We start from the raw sequence: 26794 nt of genomic DNA on the forward strand, positions 1-26794 counted from the left end.
TAAATCGGGTGATTGGTAAGCAGGCTTGAACCTGGTGAAAACGTTGGGAAACGTCAGATTTCTTGCCAGGCAGCAGGTTTCATTATAAGTAATTGGGAGCGCTACGCATCTTAGACGATTCACAACGTAAACCTGTGGTGATTAAACCGTTGACTGTTAAGGGGACAACTCAGCTACTTGGTGTCATTGGCTATCCAGTCAAACATTCGATGTCGCCAATTATGCATAATGCTGCGATCGCAACCCTGGGTTTAGACTATGTCTATCTGCCATTTCCCATTGCTCCCGACCAGCTAAAAACAGCAATCGATGGCTTTGCTGCCGTTGGCTTAAAGGGCTTTAACATCACCATCCCTCACAAGCAAACCATCATGCCCTTGCTGACCGACGTCTCAGAGGTTGCCCAGGCCATTGGGGCGGTCAATACCGTGTGGTGGAGTGATCAAGGTTGGTGCGGTACCAATACGGACGCCGCTGGCTTTATTGCACCGCTGAAAGCCCTGAGTCGGGATTGGAGCCATGCACCAGCCCTCATTCTGGGTAATGGTGGGGCTGCCCGTGCCGTTGTGGCCGCTTGTCATCAGCTCGGTTGCTCCAACGTGTTAGTGGTGGGGCGCAGTGCCGATAAACTGGCCGCATTTGCCCAAAGTTGGGAGATGTCTCCGCTACAGCCCAATCTATCTGTTCATACTTGGGATCGATTAGACGAGCTTTTGCCAATGGCCGGTCTGGTGGTTAATGCCACACCCATCGGTATGGCTCCTAAGATTGAAGCTTCTCCCCTAACGGACGGGCAGATGGCCTTACTCCCCAGTCAGACCATTGCGTACGATTTAATCTATGTGCCACGGCCTACACGGTTTTTACAACAGGCTAGTGCGGCTGGTCTGGTCACCTTCGATGGGTTAGAAATGCTCGTGCAGCAGGGGGCTGCAGCTCTAGAAATATGGACTCAGCAATCCCCCCCTGTGGATGTGATGCGGCAGGCGTTGTTAGAGCACGTGTTCTAAATTCGGCACTAGCCCTCGGCACTAGCCCTCGGCACTAGATAAAGATACGCAGCCCACTAGGGTTGGGTTTGATTGTGATTTGGACTGAATTACCGACGGCAAAACGGGACGGGGTGCGAGCTTGCAAATTGCCCTGGGTAGGGTGGGTGAGGGTGTATTTGTATTCACGACCCAGAAACTCGCGATCGCAAATAATCAGAGCAGTTTCATTCGTCGCTACCGAGCTGAGATGCAGCTCTTCTTGACGCAACATGAGTGTACCTGTGTCAGCCTCAGTCGGTTGCACCATGGACTCGTCCACCAGCCCCAAGGCCGTTTGCCAGCCGCCTGCTGAGCGATGGGCCTCGATAAAGTTAGCCTGGGTCACAAAATCTGCAACAAATCTAGAGGCAGGCTGTCTGTAAATTTCTTCAGGACTTCCCAGTTGCTCGATATGCCCAGATCGCATGACAGCCACCCGATCAGCAATGGCTAAGGCCTCTTGTTGGTCGTGGGTGACAAAGATGCCCGAAGCGCCCACCCCCTTAAGGATGTTGCGGACCTCCTGACGCAAATAAAGCCGCACCTGTACATCCAGGTTGCTGAAGGGCTCATCTAGTAAAACCAAGGAGGGGCGAGGGGCCAAGGCGCGAGCCAAAGCCACCCGCTGCTGCTGTCCCCCAGATAGTTCATGGGGATAACGGCGCTCAAACCCATTCAAGCCTACGAGGCTGATGGCCTCTTGGGCCAAGGTTTGCATTTGTTTTTTAGGCATGCGTCGATGACGCCTGAGATGCTTAAGTCCAAAGGCAACATTGTCCAGGACGCATAGATGGGGAAATAGAGCATAGTCCTGAAAGACAATCCCCACATCACGACGTTCGGGTGGCACCACTACACCTTGACCACACACCGGTTGCTCTGCCAGCTTAATCCACCCCTGATCAGATGCTTCAAACCCTGCAATGGTTCTCAACAAGGTGGTTTTACCACAGCCTGACGGTCCTAACAGGGCCAATAATTCTCCCTGGCACAGTTCTAAACTGACCTGATTGATAGCCGGTATTGTCTGCTGTGGATACTGTTTTGTGACCTCATGCAGTTGCAATACGGTGGACAAAGCCGTTGATGTCAAATCAGAAACCTGTGAAGCCGTGGGCATAAGGACTAGAGCAAAAGAATTAGCGATATTGGCGGAAGGCACTATTGAGATTAGAGCGCAATAACACCCCCGGTAATCATCATATAGCTATGCATAACTTCTGCCTTATTTCCTATTATTTATTCCCCATTAATGAATGCCGACATTGCTGGGCCTCGGTATGACTATTAGTTGTGAAACACTGTCAAATAGCAATCGCTTTAGACCAGTGCATTCCCTAAATTAGCAATCGCTATACCTGAAATTTATTTATTGCATGACTGGCTTATTCAAACTGGGCAATAACCACAGTTTTTTTTATCAAAGAATCGAAAATGTTGGTTTGTAGGCAAAATTACATTTGGTGAGTTTATTCACCCCAATTAAAACGGAGATAGCAAAATGAAGATTCGTGCAATTCAGTTATTTTTGAGCCTGGGTGTGGCTGCAACAGTTGCTGCCTGTGGTGGTGGCACTGTGCAAGATGCTGGCGATGCCGCTGGCGATGCGGTCGATGCTGCTGGTGAAACAGTAGATGCTGCTGGCGATGCCGCTGGCGATGCCGTAGATGCTGCCGGTGATGCGGTCGATGCTGCTGGTGATGCCGCTGGCGATGCGGTCGATGCTGCTGGTGATGCCGCTGGTGAAGTTAAAGAAACCGTCGAGGGTGCTGTAGAAGACGCCAAGGATGCTGTTACTGGCGAAGGCGGCGAAGGCGGCGAAGGTGGCGAAGGCGGCGAAGGTTAAGCGTTGACGCCAGTTTATCGCTGGGTGCCCATGGTTCACAATATTAGTGATGATTACTGAACGCTATAAGTAGCATCAGCTATGGGTGCCGCAAACGGCTGTTGGTGCGGCTTCTCCTTTGGAGAGATGCATTCAGCCGTTTGCTATAGCTGTTAGGGAGTGTCTACCAAACGGTGTTGGAGAGGGCTGAAGCCCTTGATTTTTTATTAAAAATTAGCGATTGACACAAAACTCTGGACATTCCTACTCAGTTGCCTCCAATTAACTCTGATAAAAATGAAAGGGTTCTGACGTTAGCGTTGGCACCCTTTCATTTTTCATGGGCAAAGAATGATGGATATTGCATGTCCGTTTTGTAGTGCATGCCTGGCATGGATCCTTACAGCAGTGGCGATTAGATGCCTCCTAACTTTAGGAAATATCAGCCTATGATTGATGCACATTGGCCATTATGGCGGGTGGTTTGCTCTAAAGATGGTTGAAAACTCCTGCAAAATCTCCGCCTTGGGTGTGAAAGAAAGCCCTACAATGATTTGGATTTGTTGATCCGAGTCCTGAATGATAGGACTCTCTAATTTGTTACCCTCGATTTTTCCAACGCTCGCTTATGCCTCGCCGCAACGACCTCAGCAAGATTTTGTTAATTGGTTCTGGCCCGATTGTGATTGGTCAGGCTTGTGAGTTTGACTATTCGGGCACCCAAGCGTGCAAGGCTCTGCGAGAAGAAGGCTATGAAGTGGTGCTGATTAATTCCAATCCGGCCACCATCATGACTGATCCAGAAACGGCGGATCGCACCTACATTGAACCCCTCACCCCTGAGTTGGTGGCTCGGGTGATTGAGCGTGAAAAGCCAGATGCACTCTTGCCGACCATGGGCGGCCAGACTGCTCTAAATATTGCTGTTAGTCTTGCCAAGGAGGGTGTTCTAGCGGCCCACAATGTGGAGCTGATTGGAGCCAAGTTAGATGCCATTGAAATGGCTGAAGACCGCCGCCTATTTAAGGAGGCCATGGAACGGATTGGTGTGGGCATCTGTCCGTCTGGGTTGGCTGAGACCATGGACGAAGCTCAGGCAATTGCTCAAGAGATTGGTACTTACCCATTAATCATTCGACCTGCATTTACCTTGGGTGGGACCGGTGGGGGGATCGCCTACAACCAGGAAGAGTTTGAAACCATTGCCAAGTCCGGTTTAGATGCCAGCCCGGTATCACAAATTTTGATTGAGAAGTCGCTGTTGGGCTGGAAAGAGTATGAGCTGGAGGTCATGCGTGACCTGGCTGACAATGTCGTGATCATCTGCTCGATTGAGAACTTGGATCCCATGGGAATTCATACCGGAGACTCGATCACGGTAGCGCCTGCTCAAACTCTGACTGATAAGGAATATCAGCGGTTACGGGATGCATCTATCAAAATTATTCGTGAAATTGGTGTGGAAACGGGCGGTTCCAATATTCAGTTTGCTGTGAATCCAGATACGGGGGCTGTGATTGTTATTGAGATGAACCCCAGGGTGTCTCGTAGTTCTGCCCTTGCTTCTAAAGCCACGGGGTTTCCCATTGCAAAGTTTGCGGCCAAACTAGCGGTGGGCTACACCCTGAATGAAATTTCCAATGACATCACGAAGAAAACACCTGCTAGTTTTGAGCCCACCATTGACTATGTGGTAACTAAGATTCCCCGGTTTGCCTTTGAAAAGTTTCCTGGAAGTGCCCCCTTATTGACTACCCAGATGAAGTCGGTGGGAGAGGCGATGGCCATTGGCCGTACCTTTCAAGAATCGTTCCAGAAGGCTTTGCGCTCCTTGGAAACGGGGCGTGCTGGTTGGGGCTGCGATCGCAGCGAAAATCTTCCCACCATTTCCAAGGTGCGCTCCAGTTTGCGATCCCCTAATCCAGACCGCATCTTTGCGCTGCGCCATGCGTTGCAACTCGGGCTCAGCGCTCAGGATATCTATGAACTCACCGGCATCGATCCCTGGTTTATTGATAAATTACAGGACTTGCTGATCACTGAAAAATGGTTGAAGCGTACAGCCTTAGGGGCTATTACTGCCGAGCAAATGATGGCGGTGAAGCAGCAGGGCTTTAGCGATCGCCAAATTGCCTATGCCACCAAAACCGATGAAGATCAGGTGCGGGCAAACCGTAAGGCCTTGGGCGTGACACCGGTCTATAAAACGGTAGATACCTGTGCCGCAGAATTTGAGGCATACACTCCCTATTATTACTCCACCTATGAGGCTGAAAACGAGGTCAAACCTTCTGATCGGCGAAAGGTAATGATTTTGGGGGGTGGTCCCAACCGCATTGGCCAGGGTATTGAGTTTGACTACTGTTGTTGTCATGCCTCCTATGCGTTACAGGCCCATGATTTTGAGACAATCATGGTGAACTCTAACCCGGAGACGGTCTCCACTGACTACGACACCAGTGACCGGCTTTATTTTGAGCCCCTCACTAAGGAAGACGTGCTCAATATTATTGAGGCGGAGAACCCAGAAGGGGTCATTATTCAGTTTGGTGGTCAGACGCCCCTCAAGTTGGCTGTCCCTTTGCAAGCTTATTTGGGCAGTGCACCGGAGGTTGATGGTCAGCCGATCCAGACAAAGATTTGGGGCACGTCACCTGATTCTATCGATACGGCTGAAGACCGTGAACGGTTTGAGAAAATCCTTTGGGATTTGGAGATCACGCAGCCGCCCAATGGCATTGCCCGTAGTTATCAGGAAGCCCTGGAGATTGCTCAAAAAATTAACTATCCAGTGGTTGTGCGCCCCAGCTACGTGTTAGGTGGTCGGGCTATGGAGGTGGTCTATTCCGACCAGGATCTAGAGCGCTACATGACGACAGCGGTACAGGTAGAACCGGACCATCCAATTTTGATCGATCGCTTTTTGGAAAATGCCATTGAGGTGGATGTGGATGCCATTTGCGATCGCACTGGTCAAGTTGTCATTGGTGGCATTATGGAGCACATTGAGCAAGCGGGTATCCACTCGGGTGACTCGGCTTGTTCATTACCGACCATCACCCTTAGTGATAAAGCCCTGGGTATCATTCGTGATTGGACCGTCAAATTAGCTAAGGCCCTAAAAGTGATTGGCCTCATGAATATTCAATTTGCGGTTAAAGATGATGACGTTTATATCTTAGAAGCCAACCCCAGAGCTTCTCGTACAGTGCCATTTGTTTCTAAAGCAACGGGGGTGCCCTTAGCTAAGACAGCGGTTCTCATTATGTCTGGACGAACCCTGACTGAGGTGGGGGTGATGACAGAAGTTATCCCCACCCATATTTCAGTAAAAGAGGCCGTACTACCCTTTAGTAAATTTCCGGGTACTGACACGTTGCTAGGGCCAGAAATGCGGTCTACCGGCGAAGTCATGGGGATTGACGTAGACTTCGGGCGTTCTTTTGCCAAAGCCGAACTAGCTGCTAGTCAGGCGCTGCCTTTGCAAGGGACAACCTTCATTTCTATGAACGATCGCGAGAAGGAAGCTGTGGTTCCCATTGCTAAGGAACTTGCAGAACTAGGTTTTCAACTGATGGCGACAGCTGGCACTCGGCGGGTACTACAGTCCCATGGATTAGATGTGAGATTGGTCTACAAAGTGCATGAGGGTCGGCCCCATGTGATTGATGCCATCAAAAACCAGGAAATTCAGCTGATTATCAACACGCCCACCGGGGCTACTGCCCAGGAAGATGATCGAATGATTCGTCGCACAGCCCTTGATTACAAGATCCCAACGATTACAACCCTGTCAGGTGCGCGAGCAACCATTGAAGCTATTCGTTCCTTGCAGCAACAAACGCTAGCGGTTAAAGCCTTGCAAGACTACCTTGTTTAGGCAGTCTTGTTTAGGCAGTCCTGTTTAGACAGCGCTTAACCCCGAATAAAAACTTGCCATGGGCTGATCCCCAGGGCGAAACATTTTATGGGTGAGGCCTTGTAATGCGTCGGTCAGCAAAGCGGCGTGGTTGAACTCAACCACGCCGCTTTGTTACTATGCCAGTGACTAAGAGTCAGGCTTTGAGCTTCAATTGCTTGCCCTAGTCTCTATTATTATTGCGATTACTGCGATTGCGGCTCCAACGCTTTTGACGATGTTTTGCGATCGCCTTACGCTTAAGTTTTTCAGCAGGTGTCTCAAAGTAACGGTGCTTTTTCATATCCGAAAAAATACCGGCTTGCACAACCTTCCGTTTAAATCTTCGCAGTGCTGATTCAATACCTTCATCATCCCCAAGGATAACCTGGGCCATAGTATTCTCCTTTAACGACAAAAATGGGGCAGACCAACTGCCCCATGATAGACCAGGGTTGTGTGCAAAACACGTAACCCAAAGTTAGGCAGACTTTTTAATTTAGAAGCGACCGCCACCACCGCCGCCACGCTGTTCACGGGGACGAGCCTTATTAACCCGCAGGTCTCTGCCCATCCACTCTGCACCATCTAAAGCCTCAATTGCAGAGGCTTCTTCGTCTTCCGAAGACATTTCTACGAAGGCAAAACCACGAGGGCGACCAGTTTCACGATCTGTGGGTAGATGGACACGCTGGACTGTTCCATACTCGGCGAAGACGGCATTAATGTCCTCCTGAGTAGCATCATAGGACAGATTTCCAACATAAATGGACATAGAGAATCTCCTAGGTTAAGTATGCAACGAGTTATACGGAGATCCCTCTAGTAATCAAATCGAAGTCGAGATTGAACTGGTCGAGTTGAACTGTGAGCGTATCGTACCGAAAACTGATTGTTACCCAATATAGCAACGCATTGCCATAGAACTCTAGCATACCTTGCCAATTGCTGATTTCAATTCTTAAGAATTGATTTTGGGCCTGGCTTCAAAGGGGTACACCTTACTAATAAATGAGGGTTAGCGCTGACTACATGCCCGCAGGATAGCTTTGTCTATTAGGAATCAAAATATGTGTCTAATTGAGTCTTCAGGTCATCTAATGAACTGGATAACAAGTTAAAGACTGATAGCTGTTTAGGGTAGTAATTATCAACGAGATTTTGAATTGTTTCATCTTCAGAAGGCATGACTCCGCTAATGGTGTTAGCTACGGCATCTGCCAATCGGCCACTGCCGGCAATAATCGTTACGTGTCTGCCCAACTCAAGGTTCAGCCTCAAATCTTGAAGCGATACTTGACCGCCATTAATCAATAAGGTCATAGATGGAAAATGTCCCGCTAAAACCGACGAGAACCTGGCTAACCAGCGGGATTCACTCCCCCAATTTTCACCGGGTACTAGGAAGAAATGGGTGTGATGGGGTTCCAGTTCGACTGGAGGATAGTTGGAATCATCTGAGGGCGGAGGTGGAGTTGTGCCGACTGGAAAAATGACTCTGTTTAAGGGCGCAACGCCAATTAGATTAAATTGGCCACTAACATAGTGGCGTGCCTGGCCCATCATATGGATAACGCCAGCATCGGTGCCGCCGTCCAATACAGTAATCCCGATTCGTTCTGACAGAGTTGCTAAGGTGTCATTGAAAAATTGAAGCAGCTTTGCCTGACTCTCAGCCGTCATGTTACTGGCACCGCCGATGACTAGCAATGTCGGTCTTGGGCCTGCTAATCCTACAAGCGATAAAGCTTTTTCGTAATCAGTGTCGTCTGCCACCTTGAGTATTTTCGCAAGCTGCCCATTGGAAAACGTATGTTCAACGAGTTCGTCAGCTGAAGTTCTGGGCATTTTGTATATCTCTTATCAAAGGTGGCCAGATGGCCTGTGCTTCTAACCCAATTACATCCCCAAAATACCCCCATCCTGTAAAAATTGTGCAATTTGATCTTATAGAATGACCTGATTTTTAGGTATACGAGCAAAGTATATGCGTAAAATCGCGGATCTTGAAACTGCAATGAGCTCTGAGTAGACCCGATGCTTCTATTTAATTGGGGTGAGTTCTGGTTACAGTTGGAACTGTATTTTTTAGCAGCAAAAAACTCAAGATCGACCTGCTACGCCATCTATGCTAATTGAGCACGGGCCCGCTCAACATATTTCGAAAATACATCCCAGCCATGGTAACCGCCATTCACTAGCTTACGAACACGACGCCAGTCGCCTTCGCGAGCAGCTGTAGCCACGCCACGCTCTTTAAAGTAGCAAGCGAGTACCTGGGCGGATATTTCGGGATCCATGGCTAAATCGGGATTGCCCTCTAGGTCTACACCTAGTTTTTTGCCGTAGGTGCTGTAGTTGGCGCGCCCGGTTAGTTGGATATAGCCACGGCCATGATATTTAATGCCATCACCAGGATTAACGTTACCGAGGTCTGCACGTTCTTCATAGCGTTTCCAGTAGCTCTCGCCTCCCCACTCGTGGACTGGTTTGAATCCGCCGGTTTCAATGCGGATAGTCGCTAGCAAACCAATGAGTACGGAGTTGTCGTAAATATCGTACTTTTTCATGGCAGCCAAGATCCCGGGCAGATAAACTTTACAGTCTTCCAACGGGCATTCCAAAATCTGGGAAACTTCATCCGGTGTGGTGAGTTGAGGTCCACTGACCACCGCAGTTCCACCAGAACCGCCATTGGTCTGACTTTCCACAACGCTGTTTTGTTCAGTTAAAATTGTTTTTAGAGCCTGAAAGTCAACAGTCTCTTCCCATTCCAGTGCATTTTGACCTAAAGGCGGTAGATTACTGGTGGAGGTAATGGTCTTGCTGGATGATTGTCGGGCGGGACGTCGACCAGACGTTTTGTTTGAGGAGGACAGCAGGGACTGGACGCCAGTCATTGGTTCAGCAGGACTGCTTTCTTCAAAAGTTTCTCCTTCGGAAGATGATGGCATTTGGATATCCAACAATGATCCTGAATAACCGCCATCTTCTAGACCCTGTGGCTGACTGCTGACCTGTTGCTCAGCTAAGCGAACTTTTTCTAATTCCAGTTTCTGAGCTCGCTCTTCTAACTCCTGATTGAGACGCATTAGTGCTTTCTCGGCATTGTTAACAGCCTCGTCAGCGTCTTGCTTCTCCTCATCTTGCTTCTCCTCTAAACGAGCAACGAATCCCTCTACATCTTTCTGGATATAGGACTCAACCCGTTGGGCAAATATTTTATAGGCGTCTGAATGTACTTTATATTTGCGATAAGGGCCAGCTAGCTGCATAAACTGCCAGCCCTCGATCTTCATGCTTTCTGCTGTACTACGATAATTACGATACTTGTCACCGTGCCCAAAAAACTCTTCCACAGCAGCAGAAATGGCTACTGCTTGACTAACAAAAAAGGCAGTTGTAGCAACTCCCACCTGAAGATCATCATTATTACTTCTAAAACCCACCATGGCTGGGACAAGTACACCCCCAATAATGGTGATCATGCGGAGCCTGAAGTGTTGGTTACGCTCTTTAGTGGCACGTCCTTCTAGCCACATAACCTGATCTAACCAGCGATTTTTGAGAAACTCCTTACGTAGGTCTGAAATCTCAAGCTTATCTATCAATCCACCCAGGGTTTGCTTGAGATAATCATTGTAAGCATTTTTCTTGGCCATTTTATTTGATTAGATGCGATTTGAGATAGATGCGGTTTTGAAGGCGAAATTATTAATTCAAACAGCGCTCTCTAGAGGCTCTTGAATTATGTGGAATCGGGTCAGGAGATATTTGCACTATCGGAGGGGGAATGCCACTCCGATAGTGCAAATATCTGAAAAGCCTCAAAATTTTGACAATCGTGGAACTAGCGTGGTGTAGACCAACTGCTATTGGATTGTCTAGGACAGAACGCAACTCAAAGGGTACACGGTTTAGCTTTATAAGCTAGCTTCCTAATTTATAAAAATTAACTTACGAAAATTTATCTCGTTTATTTTCCCAGAGCACCATCGCTAAAGTATAAATTCGTTTATTTAGTGATTATTTGAGATGATATAAAATCTTTATAAATGTTACCTGTTTAAGTGTCTTGGTTTGATGTGTGCAGAATAGTGTTTAAGTTATTTGCCTGTAAGGGATTAAACGAACCTTAGAATGAGCTCCTGAAAGGGAAATTGCTGATATTAACTTGCTTTTTGCTGTCAGTATATTCCGCAGACTTGATTTGACTTCTCTTACGATTGGCTGTCTATCTCTGTTGTTTCATCTACTAGCTCTATGGATTTGACTCTGAAAAAACTTGAGGCAGAGTATAGGTCAGCGTTTGAGCGTTGTGCGCTTCAGTCGGATGTGGAGCCTACGGTTAGGGGGATTGTGGGCCGTATGGTGCAGTTGCGATCGCACTATGAAGTCGTTGAAAAAGCTACGGGTGTGCCCTGGTGGTTTGTGGGGATCTTGCACTACAGCGAATGGAACTTTCGCGAGCCAGCGCAGTTTGAACGCCAGATGATTGATGTCCTGATCTCTAAGAAATTTCATCAGGCCAAGACCCGTACCCTGGGTGCACTTTTGTGGGGATTTGACCTCTGGAACGGATTCCGTGGTGGTGTAGGCAAAGAGTCTACCTGGGTATGGGGGGGAACCAATATCCTTGATAAAAAAACATCACGTGTCGGTGCTGCAGCCATTATGCGCTATATGCAATCGCAGCAACTGCTGGATATGGGAGATCCTCAAGGATCAACTGAGATGCTGGTGCTGGCTGACACCCTATTTAAGGTGAGTCCAGAGCAAGGCTTTAAGTTGTCTGACGGTGACAAGATCTTGGTGAGTGCGGGTACCCGCTTGCAGTTGCTGAGTGATGAGCCTGATCAAGGAAATCACGTTAAAGTCCGCATCCCAGATGGGGTACTTATGGGGCAGAATGATCGCGTTGATTGGTTCGTATTTGCCCAGCATATTCAGTTAGAAGGCACAGAGCCCAATAACAAACCGCAAGATCCACCTGTTGAACCTGAAACAAAAATTGCCGAAAGAGATCGCGGACGATCGATCACTGTCCCCAAGCTAGGCAAGGTTTATCTTGGTGATCCCATTTTGACCAATGGTCACTTTAGTTGGGCCGAAGCCACTAAGAATGGTAATCGTATCCCTGTGGACGAGGACGTGGTCAACGGTATTCTCAAAATTGCTGAGGCCATGGAGGAAGTGCGGGACTATTTGGGAGGACGTCCCATTACCGTGAACTCTTGGTATCGAGATCCGGCTTCAAATCGTAAAGCTGGTGGAGCAAGCCGTTCGCGCCATCTGTCAGGCGATGCCGTGGACTTTGTGGTGCAGGGGATCTCTCCGCCAGAGGTCAACCGAAAGCTAGAACCCTGGTGGCGAGACCGTGGAGGGTTAGCGAGTGCCTCGGTGTTTACTCATCTTGATGCACGAGGGTATCGTGCCCGCTGGAACTATGGCTTCTAAGCTGTTTTTAGGCTAGCAGTCCATGTCTGGATTGCAGTCTGGGCCTAAACTGATTATATGATGCATTACCCCTGGGGCTTGGTATAGTGTCTTAGCCATGGGGGAGATGTAAAGCTGATACTGGGAGTCTCATGGCGCTACCATCTTCTTCTCTGCAAGACGTCTTTATTTCCTATGGCAGGGCAGACAGTCGGTTATTTGCAAGGCAAATTAATGATCGTCTGGTGGAGGCGGGGTTAGAGGTTTGGTTTGACTTTGATGACATTCCCTTAGGTGTGGACTATCAAAATCAGATCAATGACGGTATTGAGAAGGCGGATAATTTTCTATTTATTATTTCTCCTCACTCCGTTAATTCTCCTTACTGTGCCAAAGAAATTGAGCTGGCTTTGGCATGCAATAAGCGAATTATTCCGCTGCTACATGTGGAGGAAATTAGCTATGAAACCTGGCAACAACGCAATCCTGATGCCAATATCAGTGGTTGGCAGGCCATTCAAGAAAAGGGGGTGCACAGTAGTTTTCCAAATATGCATCCTGAAATTAGCAAAATTAACTGGGTGTACTTTCGTGAGGGCATTGATGACTTTGAGACCGGCATGGCTGGTTTGCAAGCTATCTTGACCCGTCAACAGCCCTATGTCCATCAACATACTCAGCTGTTGGTTCGTGCCCTTGATTGGCAGCGCCAACAGCGGCAGTCTCGCTACTTGCTAACTGATGAAACGATATTAGCTGAGGCACAAGCATGGTTAGATACCCGCTTTAAAGATGAGCAACCCCCGTGCACTCCCACCGATTTGCACTGTGAGTTTATTACGGAGAGTCTGAAGTTAGCGAATGATCAGATGACTCAGATTTTCATATCTTATAGCGAAGAAGATATGGAGATTCAGGAGAAGGTGCGTAAGCGCTTGATGCGTGAGGGGTTTGCAGTCTGGATTAATACCGTTGATATTCCAACAGCTGAAGACTTTCAAGTGGCGATTAATCGAGGTATTGAGAAGGCTGACAATATTGTTCTGTTGCTTTCTCCCAATTCTTTGACCTCAAAGTATTGTCAACAGGAGTTGGCCCATGGCCGCCGCTACCACAAGCGGATTATCCCGCTGCTGGTGCAGTCCATGGATGTGGCAACACTGCCTACTGATCTGCGGATGCTGCAGTTTATTGATTTCTCGTCGCTAGCGTCCGATATTCACTTTGACCGGGCAGTGGATGAACTCATCCGTACCCTGCGAACGGCGGCAGACTATGTAGAACAACATAAACGGCTATTGGTTAAGGCCCTGGCTTGGGAGCGACAAAAGCGCGATCGCAAGTTTTTGCTCAGGTCTGGGGATTTTGCCATGGCCCAAGCCTGGCTGTCGGAACCTGGTCCCCCTGGCAGCTCTCCCACCGATTTGCACACCGCTTATATCCAGGCGAGTCAAGGCATTAATCAATTCTACGATGCCTTTATTTCCTATGGTCGAGTGGATAGTAAGGCCTTTGCTACGGACTTGTGGCAGCGGCTGAATGACCAGGGGTTCCAAGTCTGGTTTGACCAAAATGATATTCCCCTAGGCGTAGACTTTCAGGAGCAAATCAACGACGGCATTGAAAAAAGCCACAATTTTATTTTTATCATTTCCCCCCACTCCGTTCACTCTCCTTACTGTGCCAAAGAAATTTCTCTGGCCTTGAAATATAACAAGCGGATTATTCCTATTTTGCAGGTGGAAGAGATTAGCTATGCTACCTGGAAAGACCGTAACCCTGCAGGCAGTGAAGAACAGTGGCAGGCGTATAAATCTACAGGCAAGCATTCTAGCTTTCCCAACATGCATCCTCAAATTGGAAAGATTAACTGGATCTATGCCCGTGACGGTATAGATGACCTCACCGCTGCAATTGACGGCCTTGTGGGACTGTGCCATCGCCATGAAGACTATGTACATCAGCACACTGAGCTTTTGATTAGTGCTCTCGCCTGGGAACGGCATCAAAATCAGGTCTCTTATCTATTGATGGGAGAAGATCGTTTAAGGGCTCAAAACTGGTTACTAACGGAGTTTTCGGCTGAGCAGCCTCCCTGTAGGCCCAGTTTATCCCAGGCAACGTTTATTACCGAGAGTATTAAAGCCGCCGATGGCGGCATGACCCAAGTATTTTTGTCCTATGCCCAAGAAGATTTAACCTCCAAGGAGCTGATACGTTATAACTTGCTCCAGGCAGGCGTCACTATCTGGACCGACACAGTGGATATCCACATGGGGGAAGATTTTGAGGCTGCTATCCAGCGTGGAATTGAGGAAGCTGATAATATCGTCTACCTGATATCCCAAGCATCCCTGGCGTCGGAATATTGTCAGATGGAGATTGACCAGGCGTTGGATCTCAATAAGCGTGTGATTCCCATCTTGGTGGAAGAGATTAATGTCAGTCTGTTACCCGATAAAATTCGTAAGATTCAGTTTGTTAACTTAACGGACAACCAGACGGCGGTTGATTTAGAGGAGGATGTGGCAGAGCTGTTACGCACGATTCGTCAGGATGCCCGATATTTTAATCAACACAAGCGACTTTTAGTACGAGCGCTTAAGTGGGAACGCCAGAAGCAAAATCCTAGTTTGTTGTTGCAGCACCGGATGCAAGATACTTTCCTGGCCTGGGCGCAAACGGCTAAAGATCGAGTGGTTGGTGGAGTGCTGCCGCTGCAGTTGGCATTTTTAGAAGCTAGCCAACTGCAATCCCCTGATCAAACCCTGGGGGTATTTTTTATTCACCACATTGATGATGTGGACTTTTCCCAGCGGCTAAATGAAACCCTATTAATTCAAGGTAAGAGTTCTTGGCTCTCTCCAGAAGGGGCAGCAGGGGAGATGGAGCACTGGGACGATACTCAGCAGCTGATGGACAATGCTGAAAATGTTTTGTTTATGTTGTCGCCGAGTTCAGTGCGCTGTGAGGCTTGTTTAACTCAGTTGAGCTATGCACAGTCACAACAAAAGCGGATTTTGCCAGTTATCTATCGGGATGTGGTCAAGTCCACTGTGCCAGATGGTCTGGAGTCGATACCTTGGAGTGATTTTCGACGGCATGGTGGAGATTTCTTAGTGAATTTTGGCGAGTTGTTTCGAACGTTGGAAAGTGAGCCTTTTCATGTGCGATCGCACACTCGACTCCTGGTTAAAGCAGCAGAATGGGATGCGGCGCAGAAAGATGACAGCTTCTTGCTGCGAGGCAATGATTTGGCCGATTCTGTAAGCTGGCTACAGCAAGCAACCGATAAAACACCGCCGGTTACGGCACTGCAAAAGGCCTATATCGAGGCGAGCCAGGCCTTGCCGTTTAAGAAAATTAAGACCCGCTCCGTGGCGTTGACGACGGTGGTCAGTGCCTTAGCTGTTTCTGTTATAAGACTATTTGGTGGGCTTCAACCTCTAGAAACTCGCGCCTACGACCAGTTTCTACGGTGGCGACCCAATGAGACTGAACAGGATGAACGACTGCTAATTGTTAAGGTGGATGCCCCCAGCGGCGAGTGGCTACGGGAACAAATGATTGATGGGCAGTATGCCCCTGGTATTGGCACAATTCCTGAGAATGCGCTTTCAGAAGCAATTCGGGTGCTCAATAGCCATGATGCCCGTTTGATCGGTCTGGACTTTTTCCGTGATTTTCCAGCGCAGGGAGATCTCGCCAATGATCTGGCTTGGGTCGATAATCTGTTTGGTATTTGTCAGACAGCCAGCGATCAAGTGAGTGATATTGGTAACGAGATGCCTGAGGCACGGGTTGGGTTTGCCAACTTTCTACAAGATGGAGGTAAAATTGTTCGCCGTCAGTTTTTATTTCATTGGGTTGACGATGATAGCCCTTGTGTTTCAGAAGAATCTTTTACTCTGTTATTGGCTAAGACCTACCTTGACGCTGAGGGTATCGCCTCTGAAGTTATTATAGGCAGTGATCAATGGGGAGAGTATATTGATTCGGTTGTTGTAGGAGATATAGTTCTGCCTAATCTCAGCAGTGGAAATGGCACTGCATATCATACTGATACTGGACAGCAAACATGGCAGAATTGGGGAGGACGGGAGTGGAGTGATCTGGGTGGAGCACAAACTCTCCTCAATTTTTGGACCTATGAGGATCCAGACACTCAAGAGAGGTTTGGGGCGCGGATTAAAGACTTTGCTCAGCAGGTTTCGCTTGAAGCTGTGATTAAAAATGAGGTAGATCCTGGGCTAATCCGCGATCGGATCGTACTGATTGGCTACACGGATTTTAGCGATCGCAACTCCGATGATTTTAATACTCCCTATGGCGATTCAGTTCCCGGAGTTTACCTGCACGGCCAGATGATCTCTCAGCTGATCAATGCCGTTTTAGAGGACCGCCCCCTGATGCGCTGGTGGTCATTTGTTGAGGAGGCGGGTTGGATCCTGCTTTGGTCTGGCATGGGCGGTGTGGTCTTTTGGCGATTTGTCAAACCTGTGCCAGTGTTGATAGCGGCTGTTAGCTCGGTCGGGGTGTTGACGTTAGCTTGCTATGGTTTCATGGCAGGTTTCGTGATCTGGGTACCTTGGGTACCAGCACTAGTTGGCTGGGGTCTTACCGGCAGCGTAGTGGGCTACATGACCTATCGCTTACGTAAAGGGTAATTACTATTATGTTTAAAGACATATTGCGAAGCTTAGACATCAGGCAGCCCAAAATAATTGGCCGGAAATTGTCTAGCTTTTTCGCAGTTCGATATCAACGTCTGAACCATAATTTCAAGTCATACCGTTATCCACTACTTGCCCTAACAATTGTTTTAGGCATAGGGGTAGTTGAACCGGCGCTCAACCCACCTGTAGCGGATGCCTGTTTTTTTTGGCAGGCCTGTGCCCGACGACGGGGGACTGCTTCCAATACTCGGGCCGGGGGCAAACGCACTGGACGTATCCTTGGCGGTAATGATGCTTCTGTTCCCTATGTGATCTCACCGCGTAATGCCTGGATTCAAGAGCCAGGTCCAACTCAGCCTTACACGATCCGTTGGAATCCTGTGGAGGGAACCAGGCGCTATACCGTGAGGATTTGGCGTTGGACATTTGAGCGAGATCAGCCTGAGCTTGCCCTGTGGCAGGAGACCACCCTGGACAACACTCCGAGTCTGGATTTTCCTCAATACGTGTCTCTAGAACCCGGACACTATTACTCTATTGAGGTGGTGACGGATCAAGGAGTATCGTCTGATCTAGACGAGGGCTACTACGAGTCAGGGTTTCAGCTGATATTTGAAGAGGATTATGAGGAATTGCGATCGCAACTCACTGATGTCACTCCCATTACGCCTGCGGACTCCACATCTGACAATAGAGAACTCCTTGAAGAAGCCGCATTAGCCAGGGCAGGTATTTTCTTTTTAGAAGAGATGTACGCAGATGCGCTGACTATTTTGCAATCGTTGGCGGATAGCCCTGAAGCCTCTGATTTGGTATATACCGCCCTGGGCGACACCTACAGCAAAAGTGGTCTCAATCAGCTGGCCATAGAGTCTTATCAACGTGCATTAACCCTGGCTGCGGCGAATGCTGATCGTCTCAGTGAAGCCACGACTCGCGTTAATTTAGCTAATGTTTATGCCACCTTAGGCTTATTCGACGATGCCCTGGAGCAGTTATATCAGGCCCGTGATGCCTATGAACAGCTCAATGAATCAACAGAAATTGCCAGATTAGACCGTCGCATTAATGTCATCTCTACTCTTTTAACAAGACAACGTGAGGAATCACATACCCCTTGAGGCTAGTTAACAAACCTATTTGGGGCTGCATGTATTAGAGAGACAAATCTTTAATCATCTTAGTAAGTGATGGCAGGAGCGCTGCGGGTGTTTATAGTGGAACTTGGGTTCATCCCCAGCAGGAATGGCCAAACTTAATTTTTTTGGAGTCGTTATTGAGACCTAATCAGCAACGGCTTGTTTGGTTATCCCTAGCGAGGTTTTCTACTCATACCCTGTTATGGTCCGTCTATTCAACCGCCATCATACTGCTGCGTTTTTAATCACGTTAGTAGGGTCTACCGCATTGACGACGACTGCTCAGGCCCAGTCCATTACCCCAGCAGATCCAGCCACTACGGTGCAGCAAGCGGGTAATCAATATCAAATTGATGGGGGCAATTTATCTGGCGATAATACGATACTGTTCCATAGCTTTGATCAGTTTGGTCTACTTACCGGGGAAGCTGCACAGTTTAGCAATCCAGCTGTTGTTGAAAACATTATTGGTCGAGTTATCGGTGGTGATTCGTCTATCATTGACGGATTGTTGTCCGTTGGTGGAGACGCCAATCTTTATTTAGTCAATCCAGCGGGTGTTCTTTTTGGAGAGAATGCTCAGCTTAATTTAGGCGGCTCATTCTCAGCGTCAACCGCCACTGGATTGGCCTTTGGTTCTGAGGTGTTTGACGCCCTAGGCACCAATGATTTTAATCTCTTTAGTGGTGCACCCACTGGCTATGTATTTGCCAATGAGGTGGCTAGTGCAGTTGTTAATACAGGTAACCTCGCCGTTACGGCTGGACAGTCCCTGACCTTATTAGGTGGGCAGGTCATTAATACAGGACAGCTGTCGGCCCCCAATGGAGAAATTTTGGTGATGGCGGTGCCTGGAGAAAATCGGGTACGTTTAAGTCAAACGGGATCGCTTCTAGGCTTGGAATTGGAAACATTGCCTGAGACAGGGGAGCCGCCAGGCGTTGATTTTGCAATTGCAACAATCCCTGCTTTGCTTACTGGTGCGGCGGACTTGGGTATGGCAACCGATATCACAGTAAACCCTGATGGTACGGTAAGTTTATCGGGCTCTTCATTACAGACTCCTGTGGAGGCGGGCACAGCCCTTGTCAGTGGCCAGCTAGAAGCAGATAACGGCGGCAATATCGGGATTCTGGGTGAGCAGATTGCGCTTGTGGATGCCTCTGTGGACGCTTCAGGAGAGACGGGTGGCGGCACAGTTCTCATTGGTGGCGATCAGTTAGGGCAGGGCAGTGTTCCGAATGCAACCACCACATTCATTGATGAGACTTCTGTTGTTAGGGCCGATGCGCGAGACAATGGTGACGGTGGAAAGATTGTTGCTTGGGGCACGAATCTTTTGCGGATAGCTGGCCAGTTATTTGCTCGTGGTGGCAATAATGGCGGAGATGGCGGCTTTATTGAAACCAGTGGTTTGACCCTGTTGGATATTCGCACCACACCAGATATTACGGCGGCGAACGGTGCAGGTGGCTTGTGGTTATTGGATCCGGCTAATATTCGTATTGTAGATGGGACTGGTGCGACTAATGTGAGCCCTACCAATCCCTTTGAAGTTGGGGCTCTAACCACTGATGCCACATTAGGTGTAGAGCTGATTGAAAGCGCTCTTGCCGAAGGGGGAAATATTGAAGTCCGCACTACCGGTGATACACCAGGGGAAGGCAACATTATTTTGGAAGTGCCTCTGGATTATGACAATGCTGATGCTGACAGTAGCTTACGTTTGATCGCTGAAGGTGAGATCCAAATTTTAGCTGATATTACCGATGGTCAAGCGACTAGACCTGAGATCCGCATTGGCCCTGATGAAGTACCCGAGACTTTTGAAGTGCCTGATCCCAATGATTTAGATCTCACTCTTGAGGCTAATGAACAGATTACGGTTGACGGTGATATCAGTCTTGGTGATGGGACGCTAATTATTGAATCGTTTCAAGGTGATATTAATGTCACGGGTAATCTCATTACATCGTCTGGAGATGTGGATATCCAAGCTTCAGAAGGCTCCGTCACCATATCTACACCGATTCAAACAGCACAGGCTCGATTAACTGAATCGGTAGAATTCCTGACATCGCCTCTAGGAGGGGGAGATATAACGATTCAAGCTGATGGTGCTGTTAATATAAACAACATTGTCACGAGTGCTAGTAGTGCCGGTGGTGACATTTTTATTGAATCACAAACATCTATCCAAGTTGGTGAGATTGATACAAGTACCTTGAATGGTAGTGAAATAGCTCAATTGGCAGGCAACGTTGACCTGATTGCGGACAGCGATATTGTTTTTAGTTCGATTGATGCTAGCAGTGCTACTGCTGAAGGTGGAGAGGTCAATATCGAATCATTTGACGGCTTTGTTCGAGGTATCGGAGTTTTATTGCCTTCGTCCACCACAATTTTGACAGAGGGTGGCAACACTAATGGCAATATTACCATTTCCCATAATGGCGGTAGTACGGAAACCCCCTTTATTATTGGTGGTGGTAGCGCAGTCAATGGTACTGAAGGCGATATTACGACAGGAACGTTGACTCTCTCTGATGTGGTGATAGAGGAACCATTTGATGGAGGTGAGGATATCGGCAATATTAAAATTCTGACAGAAATTGCGCCGTCACCGCCACCGCCACCGCCGCCGCCAGAAGAGCCAGAAGAGCCAGACAATGTTACTGACCCATTGGTGGATGAGGATGTGCGTTCCAATCCTTTACCAGTGGATGTGGGGCAATCTGGCACCTCCATGGTGGAGCAACAATTTTCACAACTTGAAGACCGCCTCACCTCTGAGTTTAATGACTATCTGCAACTGGGGTTAGATTCGTCGACAGAAACAGTAGAGTTGGTCAATGCTCAACGTCAGCTGTTGACAATACAACAGCAAACGGGTAAGCGACCAGCGTTGATTTATGCCGTTTTTGGTCTGGATGGAGAGACTGATGAAGCGGGCAACGTCCTAACGATTCCCGATCCATCAGCTCCCCTGGAACTGTTTTTGATTACTGCAGAGGGAGACCCAGTGTTTATTGCCGTGGATGTCACACGTCAGGAGATTCTGACGATGGCCCAGCGCTTGCGCCGTCAGGTGTCCATACCGACCCGTGCTGGTCGAAGGGATACTAGCTATCTCAGGTCTGCCCAGCAACTTTACCAATGGCTGATTGCGCCTATTCAAACTCACCTAGAGTCACAAAATATTGACACGCTCAGTTTTGTGACCGATGCAGGACTGCGTTCTTTGCCATTAGCTACCCTGCATGATGGTGAAAATTTCATTATCCAAAATTACAACATTGGGCTGATGCCGAGTCTGAGCCTGACGGACTTGACCTATCAGGACATTAGTAATGTCAGTGCGTTGGTGGCTGGAACGTCTACGTTTGTCGATCAGGCGGCTTTGCCAGGGGTGCCGGTGGAGTTAGATGCGATCGCATCTGAATGGACGAGTAAGGTCTTAGAAGGTAGTGCCTTTAGCGTCAACCAGCTGAAGGGGGAACGCCAGCAAAGTCCCTATGGCATTATTCACCTAGCCACCCATGGCGAATTTAACGTAGGAGACTTATCCAAGTCCTATCTTTACCTTTACAACGAACGGTTGAGCTTAGACCAAATGCGTACCCTGGGCCTCAATCAGCCCCCGGTGGAACTGCTGACCCTGAGTGCCTGTCAAACTGCTTTAGGCAATCGTTCTGCTGAGCTTGGGTTTGCCGGTTTTGCGGTACTGGCCGGTGCTAAAACCTCCATTGCCAGTTTGTGGAATGTGAGTGATGCGGCTTCAGCAGCCCTGATGATTGAATTTTATCGGCAATTGCAAGAAAGCCAGCCCATCATTAAGGCAGATGCCCTGCGTCAGGCGCAGCTAGCCATGATCCGTGGTGATATTTTCGTGGATGGTGATCAGCTCAAGGGCCTGGGTGAGGCCCAAAAACTACCCGTTGAGCTAGTGATTGAAGGTCAGCGGGACTTTAGCCACCCCTACTATTGGGCTGCATTTAGTCTAGTAGGGAGCCCCTGGTAAAGCATTGTGGGTATACAAGGGGTCTGAGCCCACATATAGTAAGTATAGGTATACGAGCAAGGCGTTTCTTTATATGTGTTAACTCACCTTAGAGATTCGCCAAACAGGGTTTCATTTACTTGTAAACAAGCTATTAATGTAAAAAACAGCACCTGCGTATAGACAATATACGGTTATGGCGCATCAGCACATCTACCACCTGTTGCTGATTGGGTGAAATCTTGAATAATTCTTGAAATTCCATGTCATCAGCTACATTTGCTTTACAGGATGCATTTATCTCCTATGGCAGAGCCGATAGCAAAATATTTGCAAGCAAGTTAAATAACTGTCTCGTACAGCAGGGGCTAGAAGTCTGGTTTGATTTTGACGACATTCCCTTGGGAGTGGACTATCAAAATCAGATTGACGATGGCATTGAGCGCAGCCAAAACTTTCTATTTGTAATTGCCCCCCATTCGGTCAATTCACCTTACTGCCGTCTAGAAGTTGAGCACGCGTTGCGGTTGGGGAAGCGCATCATTCCCCTACTCCATGTGGAAAGCATTGATCGCGATACCTGGCAGTCGCGCCATCCCAACGGTACAGAGGCCGATTGGCAAGACTATCAGGCAAAGGGGCTGCACTCTAGCTTCCCTAACATGCACCCAATTATCAGCAAAATTAACTGGGTATACTTCCGAGAGGGCATTGATGATTTTCAAACATCGTTCCAGGGCCTGCTCGATATTTTTGAACGACAGCAGGACTATGTGCACCAACATACTACACTGCTGGCTCAATCCTTAGCCTGGCAGCGCCATCAAAGACAATCACAATACCTGTTAATTGGGCAAAACCGGCAGCAGGCCGAACGTTGGCTAAGGCAAAAATTCAACGCAGAACAACAGGCCCCCTGTGAACCCACAGCGTTGCACTGTGAATTTATTACAGAAAGCATCAAAAATGCCAACGGTCTAATGACCGATGTTTTCCTCTCCTATTCTGAGCAAGATCGGGAGTTAATGGATAGACTACGGTTGGCCTTAATGCGAGAAGGGTTTACCACCTGGATTAACCGCACTGATATTCGAGTAGGGGGTGACTTCCAGACGGAAATTAATAAAGGCATTGAAGAGGCCAGCTACATGGTCTATTTGATGTCTCCCAAGTCCCTTGAGTCTAAATATTGCCAGCAAGAACTGGACTATGCTCGCAAATTAAATAAGAAAATAATTCCGCTAAGGATGCGTGAGTTTGATCTAAACCTGATGGCTGACGATTTGCGGGCCATTCAATTTATTAATTTTGTCAACGAAAATGATATTGATGGCAGTGCCTATGGGAGAGACATCGCTAAACTGGTCAAGCAGTTGCAGGAGAATGGCGACTATTATCAGCGGCACAAACAGCTACTGGTAAAGGCCCTTAAGTGGCAGCGTAATGAGCAGAATAAAAGCCTATTACTGCGGAACCATAGCTTACGTCATGCAGAGGCCTGGCTTAAGGTTGCCCGTAAACATGGCCAGCAAGGACTACTACCGCTGCAAGAAGAGTTTATTAAAGAGAGTTTACAACAACCTCCCAATCAATCCATTGATGTCTTTATTTCTTACTCCAGAGCAGATGCTGACTTTGCCCGTGAGCTAAATGAAGAGCTCCAGGTCCATGGTAAAACCACCTGGTTTGATCAAGAGAGTATTGTGGCTGGTGCTGCTAACTATAAAGAAGAGATTTTCAATGGCATTGAAGGTGCCGATCACTTTCTGTTTATTATTTCTCCTCGTTCGATTCAGTCTCCCTACTGTGCTGATGAAGTCGACTATGCCCGGAGTTTAAATAAACGTATGTTGACGGTGCTATATGAGCGTGTCAATACTAAGGAGTTGCATCCTGCCCTGGAAGCCATACAGTGGATTGATTTCCACAGTAAAAAGAAAGACTTTAAGACAAACCTGAGTACATTGCTGCGGGCATTAGAAACGGATCCAGCCTATACTCGCTTTCATACTCGCTTGTTAGTGCAAGCTCTAGACTGGGATCAGCAGGATCGTGATGAGAGTCTTTTGCTCAGGGGTAAAGCCCGTCGGGAAACAGAGACCTGGCTATTAGAGGCTGAGGGAAAGACACCGCAGCCGACCCGGCTACAGCAAGATTTTGTGACGGCATCGGCGTCTGAAGAGATTCGTCGGCAGCGTTCTGCAATTCGCTTGCAGCAAATTGGTATGGGGGTAATTGGTTGTATTTCTTTGGTTGCGATCGCACTTGGTATAATCGCCAATCAAGCAAGACTAGAAGCTAAAAGAAACCAGCAAGAAGCCTTGGCACAGCGAGCGCGAGCCGAAGAACAACAAACAATAGCTGAAGACAAAACGGTATTGGCCCAGACCGAAACCTCATTGGCCCTGTTCGCCTCCCATCAGCCCTTTGAGGCACTTCTAGAGGCGACACTGGCGGGCATTGCCATTAAAAATAATGAGCGAACGCATTCCGATAGCGCCCTGGTGGTCACCACGCTACAGCAAGCTGTCTTTTGGGTGCAGGAACGTAATCGATTAGAGGGCCACGATGGCATCATCTGGGATACCGCCGTTAGCAACGATGGTCAAATGATTGCCTCCGCCAGTGCCGATGGCACCGCTCGTGTTTGGGGCATCAATGGCAATCAGTTAGCAGAAATTAAAGTGGATGATACCCAGGTGCTCAGTGTGGCCTTTAGCCCCGATGGAGAACGATTGGCCATGGGTCTAGAAAATAGCCAGATTCAGATTCGACAACTAGGCGCACAAAATGAGTTGTTAACCACTCTGGAAGGCCATACTGGACCGATCACATCCGTGGCATTTGCAACCGATGGACGCACATTAGCATCGGCCAGTGAAGATAAAAGTGTCCGGCTTTGGCAACAAGACGGCATGCCCCTTAAAGAGCTCACCCAGCACATCGCAGCGGTTCGGGTGGTTAAGTTTAGCCCCGATGGCAAATTACTCGCATCAGGGGCAGATGACCGTAGCATTCGTCTGTATACCCCCGATGGTAAACCACTTAAAACCTTGCGGGGCCATAATGCTGAAGTTAAAGGACTGGCCTTTAGCCCGGATAGTCAAACCCTGGCATCAGCTAGTTGGGATGAAACCATCCGTCTGTGGAGTGCAACCGGACAACCCATTCGAGAAATCCGGGGTCACAATGCCCTGGTATACGATGTGAGCTTTAGCCCGGATGGAAAGTTTCTAGCCTCTGGCAGCTGGGATAAAACGGTTAGAACTTGGACGTTGGCTGGGGAGCCGGTTGCCACCGTATTTGGCCACAGTGCTCAGATCCACAGAGTCCATTTTAATGAGGATGGCTTGCTAGTGTCAGCCGGTGGCGATCGCACCATTCGCCTATGGGAATTAGATAGACCCCTGATTACCTCCCTACGGGATCACCAGGCCAATGTCTACAGCGTTGTCTTTTCCCCTGATGATCAAGTGATTGCATCGGCGGGGGCTGACAATAATATTCGATTATGGAACCGTAAAGGTGAGCCAATCAAGACCTTGTCTGGCCATGACTCTGTAATTTGGGAGTTAAGCTACAGTCCAGACGGAGAAATTCTGGCATCGGCGAGCTCAGACTACACCGCTAAGCTGTGGGACCGCAATGGTAAATTACTAACCACTTTAGAAGGACACAAAGGACCTGTTTATGCGGTCACCTTTAGCCCCGATGGTCAGTTTATTGCCACAGGAGCGGCGGATCGTTCGGTATACATTTGGCGACGGGACGGCACCTTGGTCACCAAGATTGTTGATTTTCCCAAGGATGTATTGAGCATCGCCTTTAGTGACGACAATAAAACCCTGGCCACCTCTGGCTGGGCACACTTTGTCAACCTGTGGAACCTGGATGGAAAATTGGGAGAGAACGCGGACAATGGCAAAGTCTACGAAATCATTTATGATCCCGACAACAAAATTAATGCCACAGACAGATTTGAGGGACAGGTGCCCAGGCGCATAGAAGGGCATAAGGGATGGGTGCATAAAGTCGCCTATAGCCCCGATGGTAAAACTATCGCCACCGCCAGTGCGGATGGTACAGCAAAGCTTTGGAGCACAGATGGAAAATTGCTCAACACCCTGGAAGGGCATAAAGATGGCGTTGTATCGATTCAATTTAGCCATGATGAACAGAATGACTTGATTGCCACTGGTAGCTATGATCATACGGTAAAGCTATGGTCGTTATCTAAAGGGGAATTGGTTACCACTCTGCGAGGACACCAAGATCGGGTAACCAACCTGAGCATGAGTCGAGATAAAACGCTAATCGCCACTGTAGGAGAAGACGATCGATTATTGTTGTGGGATTTAGATTTAGATATTAGTGGGGGTAAAACCCAGCTGTTGGATAAAATGCTGAACCAAAGCTGTAATTGGCTAGAGGGCTATTTAGAGACCCATGACGAGGCTCCTGAAGAGATTCAGAAGTACTGTCGTCAGGCATCGTAGATCAGGAGAGTGTATTGATTTTTGTGTAAGCGATCTATCATCCATATACATCAAGAGATCGCTCCATGGCCCGTAAGAAAGAGAACCCAATCGTGTCTCCGATTAAAAATTGGCGAGCTGCTTTGTCGCATTTTGCTATCCTGTTCCCAGAACGCTTTTATCTCTAATTGGACTTTGTAGAAATTTGAAGAGAGGAATGCACTAGGAAGCGGCAATAGGCGATAAAGAGCAAAACCAAAAGAAGCTCAGCCTATTGCCATGAATGTGCAAGATCGTATCAATCAACTCAACCA

General features: G+C 48.2%; 13 protein-coding genes. 8 read left to right on the top strand and 5 right to left on the bottom strand.

Annotated elements, in window-relative coordinates; all coding sequences use genetic code 11:
* The first annotated feature begins 134 nt into the window (after positions 1–134).
* On the top strand, positions 135–1010 hold the full coding sequence (locus QGP82_RS30535; RefSeq protein ID WP_163702497.1) for a shikimate dehydrogenase: 876 nt from the start codon (positions 135–137) through the stop codon (positions 1008–1010).
* 34 nt (positions 1011–1044) lie between these two features.
* Here the strand turns inward: QGP82_RS30535 and QGP82_RS30540 are convergent, their stop codons facing one another.
* Positions 1045–2151 carry an ABC transporter ATP-binding protein gene (locus QGP82_RS30540; protein ID WP_163702498.1) on the bottom strand — a complete coding sequence of 369 codons (1107 nt, stop codon included), beginning with the start codon at positions 2149–2151 and terminating at the stop codon, positions 1045–1047.
* Positions 2152–2532: 381 nt separating this feature from the next.
* Between QGP82_RS30540 and QGP82_RS30545 the strand changes: the two genes are divergently transcribed.
* Together QGP82_RS30545 and carB are read left to right on the top strand one after the other, a co-directional pair.
* Positions 2533–2877 carry a hypothetical protein gene (locus QGP82_RS30545; RefSeq protein ID WP_499061892.1) on the top strand — a complete coding sequence of 115 codons (345 nt, stop codon included), beginning with the start codon at positions 2533–2535 and terminating at the stop codon, positions 2875–2877.
* Between the two features lie 607 nt (positions 2878–3484).
* Complete coding sequence (gene carB / locus QGP82_RS30550) at positions 3485–6736, top strand: carbamoyl-phosphate synthase large subunit (protein WP_163660849.1); 3252 nt, start codon at positions 3485–3487, stop codon at positions 6734–6736.
* A 202-nt stretch (positions 6737–6938) separates the two neighbouring features.
* Here carB and rpsU read toward each other — a convergent pair whose 3' ends face one another.
* The 4 genes from rpsU to QGP82_RS30570 all read right to left on the bottom strand — a co-directional run bounded on the left by rpsU (position 6939) and on the right by QGP82_RS30570 (position 10416).
* Positions 6939–7151, bottom strand: coding sequence for a 30S ribosomal protein S21 (gene rpsU / locus QGP82_RS30555; protein ID WP_006515070.1), 213 nt, complete (start codon positions 7149–7151; stop codon positions 6939–6941).
* Between the two features lie 102 nt (positions 7152–7253).
* Positions 7254–7529, bottom strand: a complete 276-nt coding sequence (gene rbp, locus QGP82_RS30560) for an RNA-binding regulator (RefSeq protein WP_163660851.1) — start codon at positions 7527–7529, stop codon at positions 7254–7256.
* A 281-nt stretch (positions 7530–7810) separates the two neighbouring features.
* A complete protein-coding gene (locus QGP82_RS30565; RefSeq protein ID WP_499061894.1) occupies positions 7811–8602 on the bottom strand; it encodes a hypothetical protein in 792 nt (263 codons plus the stop codon).
* A 278-nt stretch (positions 8603–8880) separates the two neighbouring features.
* On the bottom strand, positions 8881–10416 hold the full coding sequence (locus QGP82_RS30570) for a DUF4231 domain-containing protein (protein WP_163660855.1): 1536 nt from the start codon (positions 10414–10416) through the stop codon (positions 8881–8883).
* A 601-nt stretch (positions 10417–11017) separates the two neighbouring features.
* Between QGP82_RS30570 and QGP82_RS30575 the strand changes: the two genes are divergently transcribed.
* The 5 genes from QGP82_RS30575 to QGP82_RS30595 all read left to right on the top strand — a co-directional run bounded on the left by QGP82_RS30575 (position 11018) and on the right by QGP82_RS30595 (position 26501).
* Entirely contained in the window at positions 11018–12211 is a 1194-nt protein-coding gene (locus tag QGP82_RS30575; protein ID WP_163702763.1) for a D-Ala-D-Ala carboxypeptidase family metallohydrolase, read from the top strand.
* A 131-nt stretch (positions 12212–12342) separates the two neighbouring features.
* Entirely contained in the window at positions 12343–16857 is a 4515-nt protein-coding gene (locus QGP82_RS30580) for a TIR domain-containing protein (RefSeq protein ID WP_499061895.1), read from the top strand.
* A gap of 68 nt (positions 16858–16925) precedes the next feature.
* The gene (locus QGP82_RS30585) at positions 16926–17987 is read left to right on the top strand and encodes a tetratricopeptide repeat protein (RefSeq protein WP_499061896.1); all 1062 of its coding nucleotides are present in this window, start codon (positions 16926–16928) and stop codon (positions 17985–17987) included.
* A gap of 220 nt (positions 17988–18207) precedes the next feature.
* A complete protein-coding gene (locus QGP82_RS30590; protein WP_499061897.1) occupies positions 18208–22026 on the top strand; it encodes a CHAT domain-containing protein in 3819 nt (1272 codons plus the stop codon).
* Positions 22027–22268: 242 nt separating this feature from the next.
* A complete protein-coding gene (locus QGP82_RS30595; RefSeq protein ID WP_163702759.1) occupies positions 22269–26501 on the top strand; it encodes a toll/interleukin-1 receptor domain-containing protein in 4233 nt (1410 codons plus the stop codon).
* The last annotated feature ends 293 nt before the right edge of the window (positions 26502–26794 follow it).

This window comes from Leptothoe sp. LEGE 181152 (assembly GCF_032906605.1).
Classification (GTDB): Bacteria; Cyanobacteriota; Cyanobacteriia; order Phormidesmidales; family Phormidesmidaceae; genus Leptothoe; species Leptothoe turfae.

What these genes read in the sequence shown, in the direction of transcription:
- QGP82_RS30540 (WP_163702498.1), bottom strand. Translation starts at nt 2,151, where the DNA reads ATGCCCACGGCTTCACAGGTTTCTGATTTGACATCAACGGCTTTGTCC.
- QGP82_RS30545 (WP_499061892.1), top strand. Translation starts at nt 2,533, where the DNA reads ATGAAGATTCGTGCAATTCAGTTATTTTTGAGCCTGGGTGTGGCTGCA.
- carB (WP_163660849.1), top strand. Translation starts at nt 3,485, where the DNA reads ATGCCTCGCCGCAACGACCTCAGCAAGATTTTGTTAATTGGTTCTGGC.
- rpsU (WP_006515070.1), bottom strand. Translation starts at nt 7,151, where the DNA reads ATGGCCCAGGTTATCCTTGGGGATGATGAAGGTATTGAATCAGCACTG.
- rbp (WP_163660851.1), bottom strand. Translation starts at nt 7,529, where the DNA reads ATGTCCATTTATGTTGGAAATCTGTCCTATGATGCTACTCAGGAGGAC.
- QGP82_RS30565 (WP_499061894.1), bottom strand. Translation starts at nt 8,602, where the DNA reads ATGCCCAGAACTTCAGCTGACGAACTCGTTGAACATACGTTTTCCAAT.
- QGP82_RS30570 (WP_163660855.1), bottom strand. Translation starts at nt 10,416, where the DNA reads ATGGCCAAGAAAAATGCTTACAATGATTATCTCAAGCAAACCCTGGGT.
- QGP82_RS30575 (WP_163702763.1), top strand. Translation starts at nt 11,018, where the DNA reads ATGGATTTGACTCTGAAAAAACTTGAGGCAGAGTATAGGTCAGCGTTT.
- QGP82_RS30580 (WP_499061895.1), top strand. Translation starts at nt 12,343, where the DNA reads ATGGCGCTACCATCTTCTTCTCTGCAAGACGTCTTTATTTCCTATGGC.
- QGP82_RS30590 (WP_499061897.1), top strand. Translation starts at nt 18,208, where the DNA reads ATGGTCCGTCTATTCAACCGCCATCATACTGCTGCGTTTTTAATCACG.
- QGP82_RS30595 (WP_163702759.1), top strand. Translation starts at nt 22,269, where the DNA reads ATGTCATCAGCTACATTTGCTTTACAGGATGCATTTATCTCCTATGGC.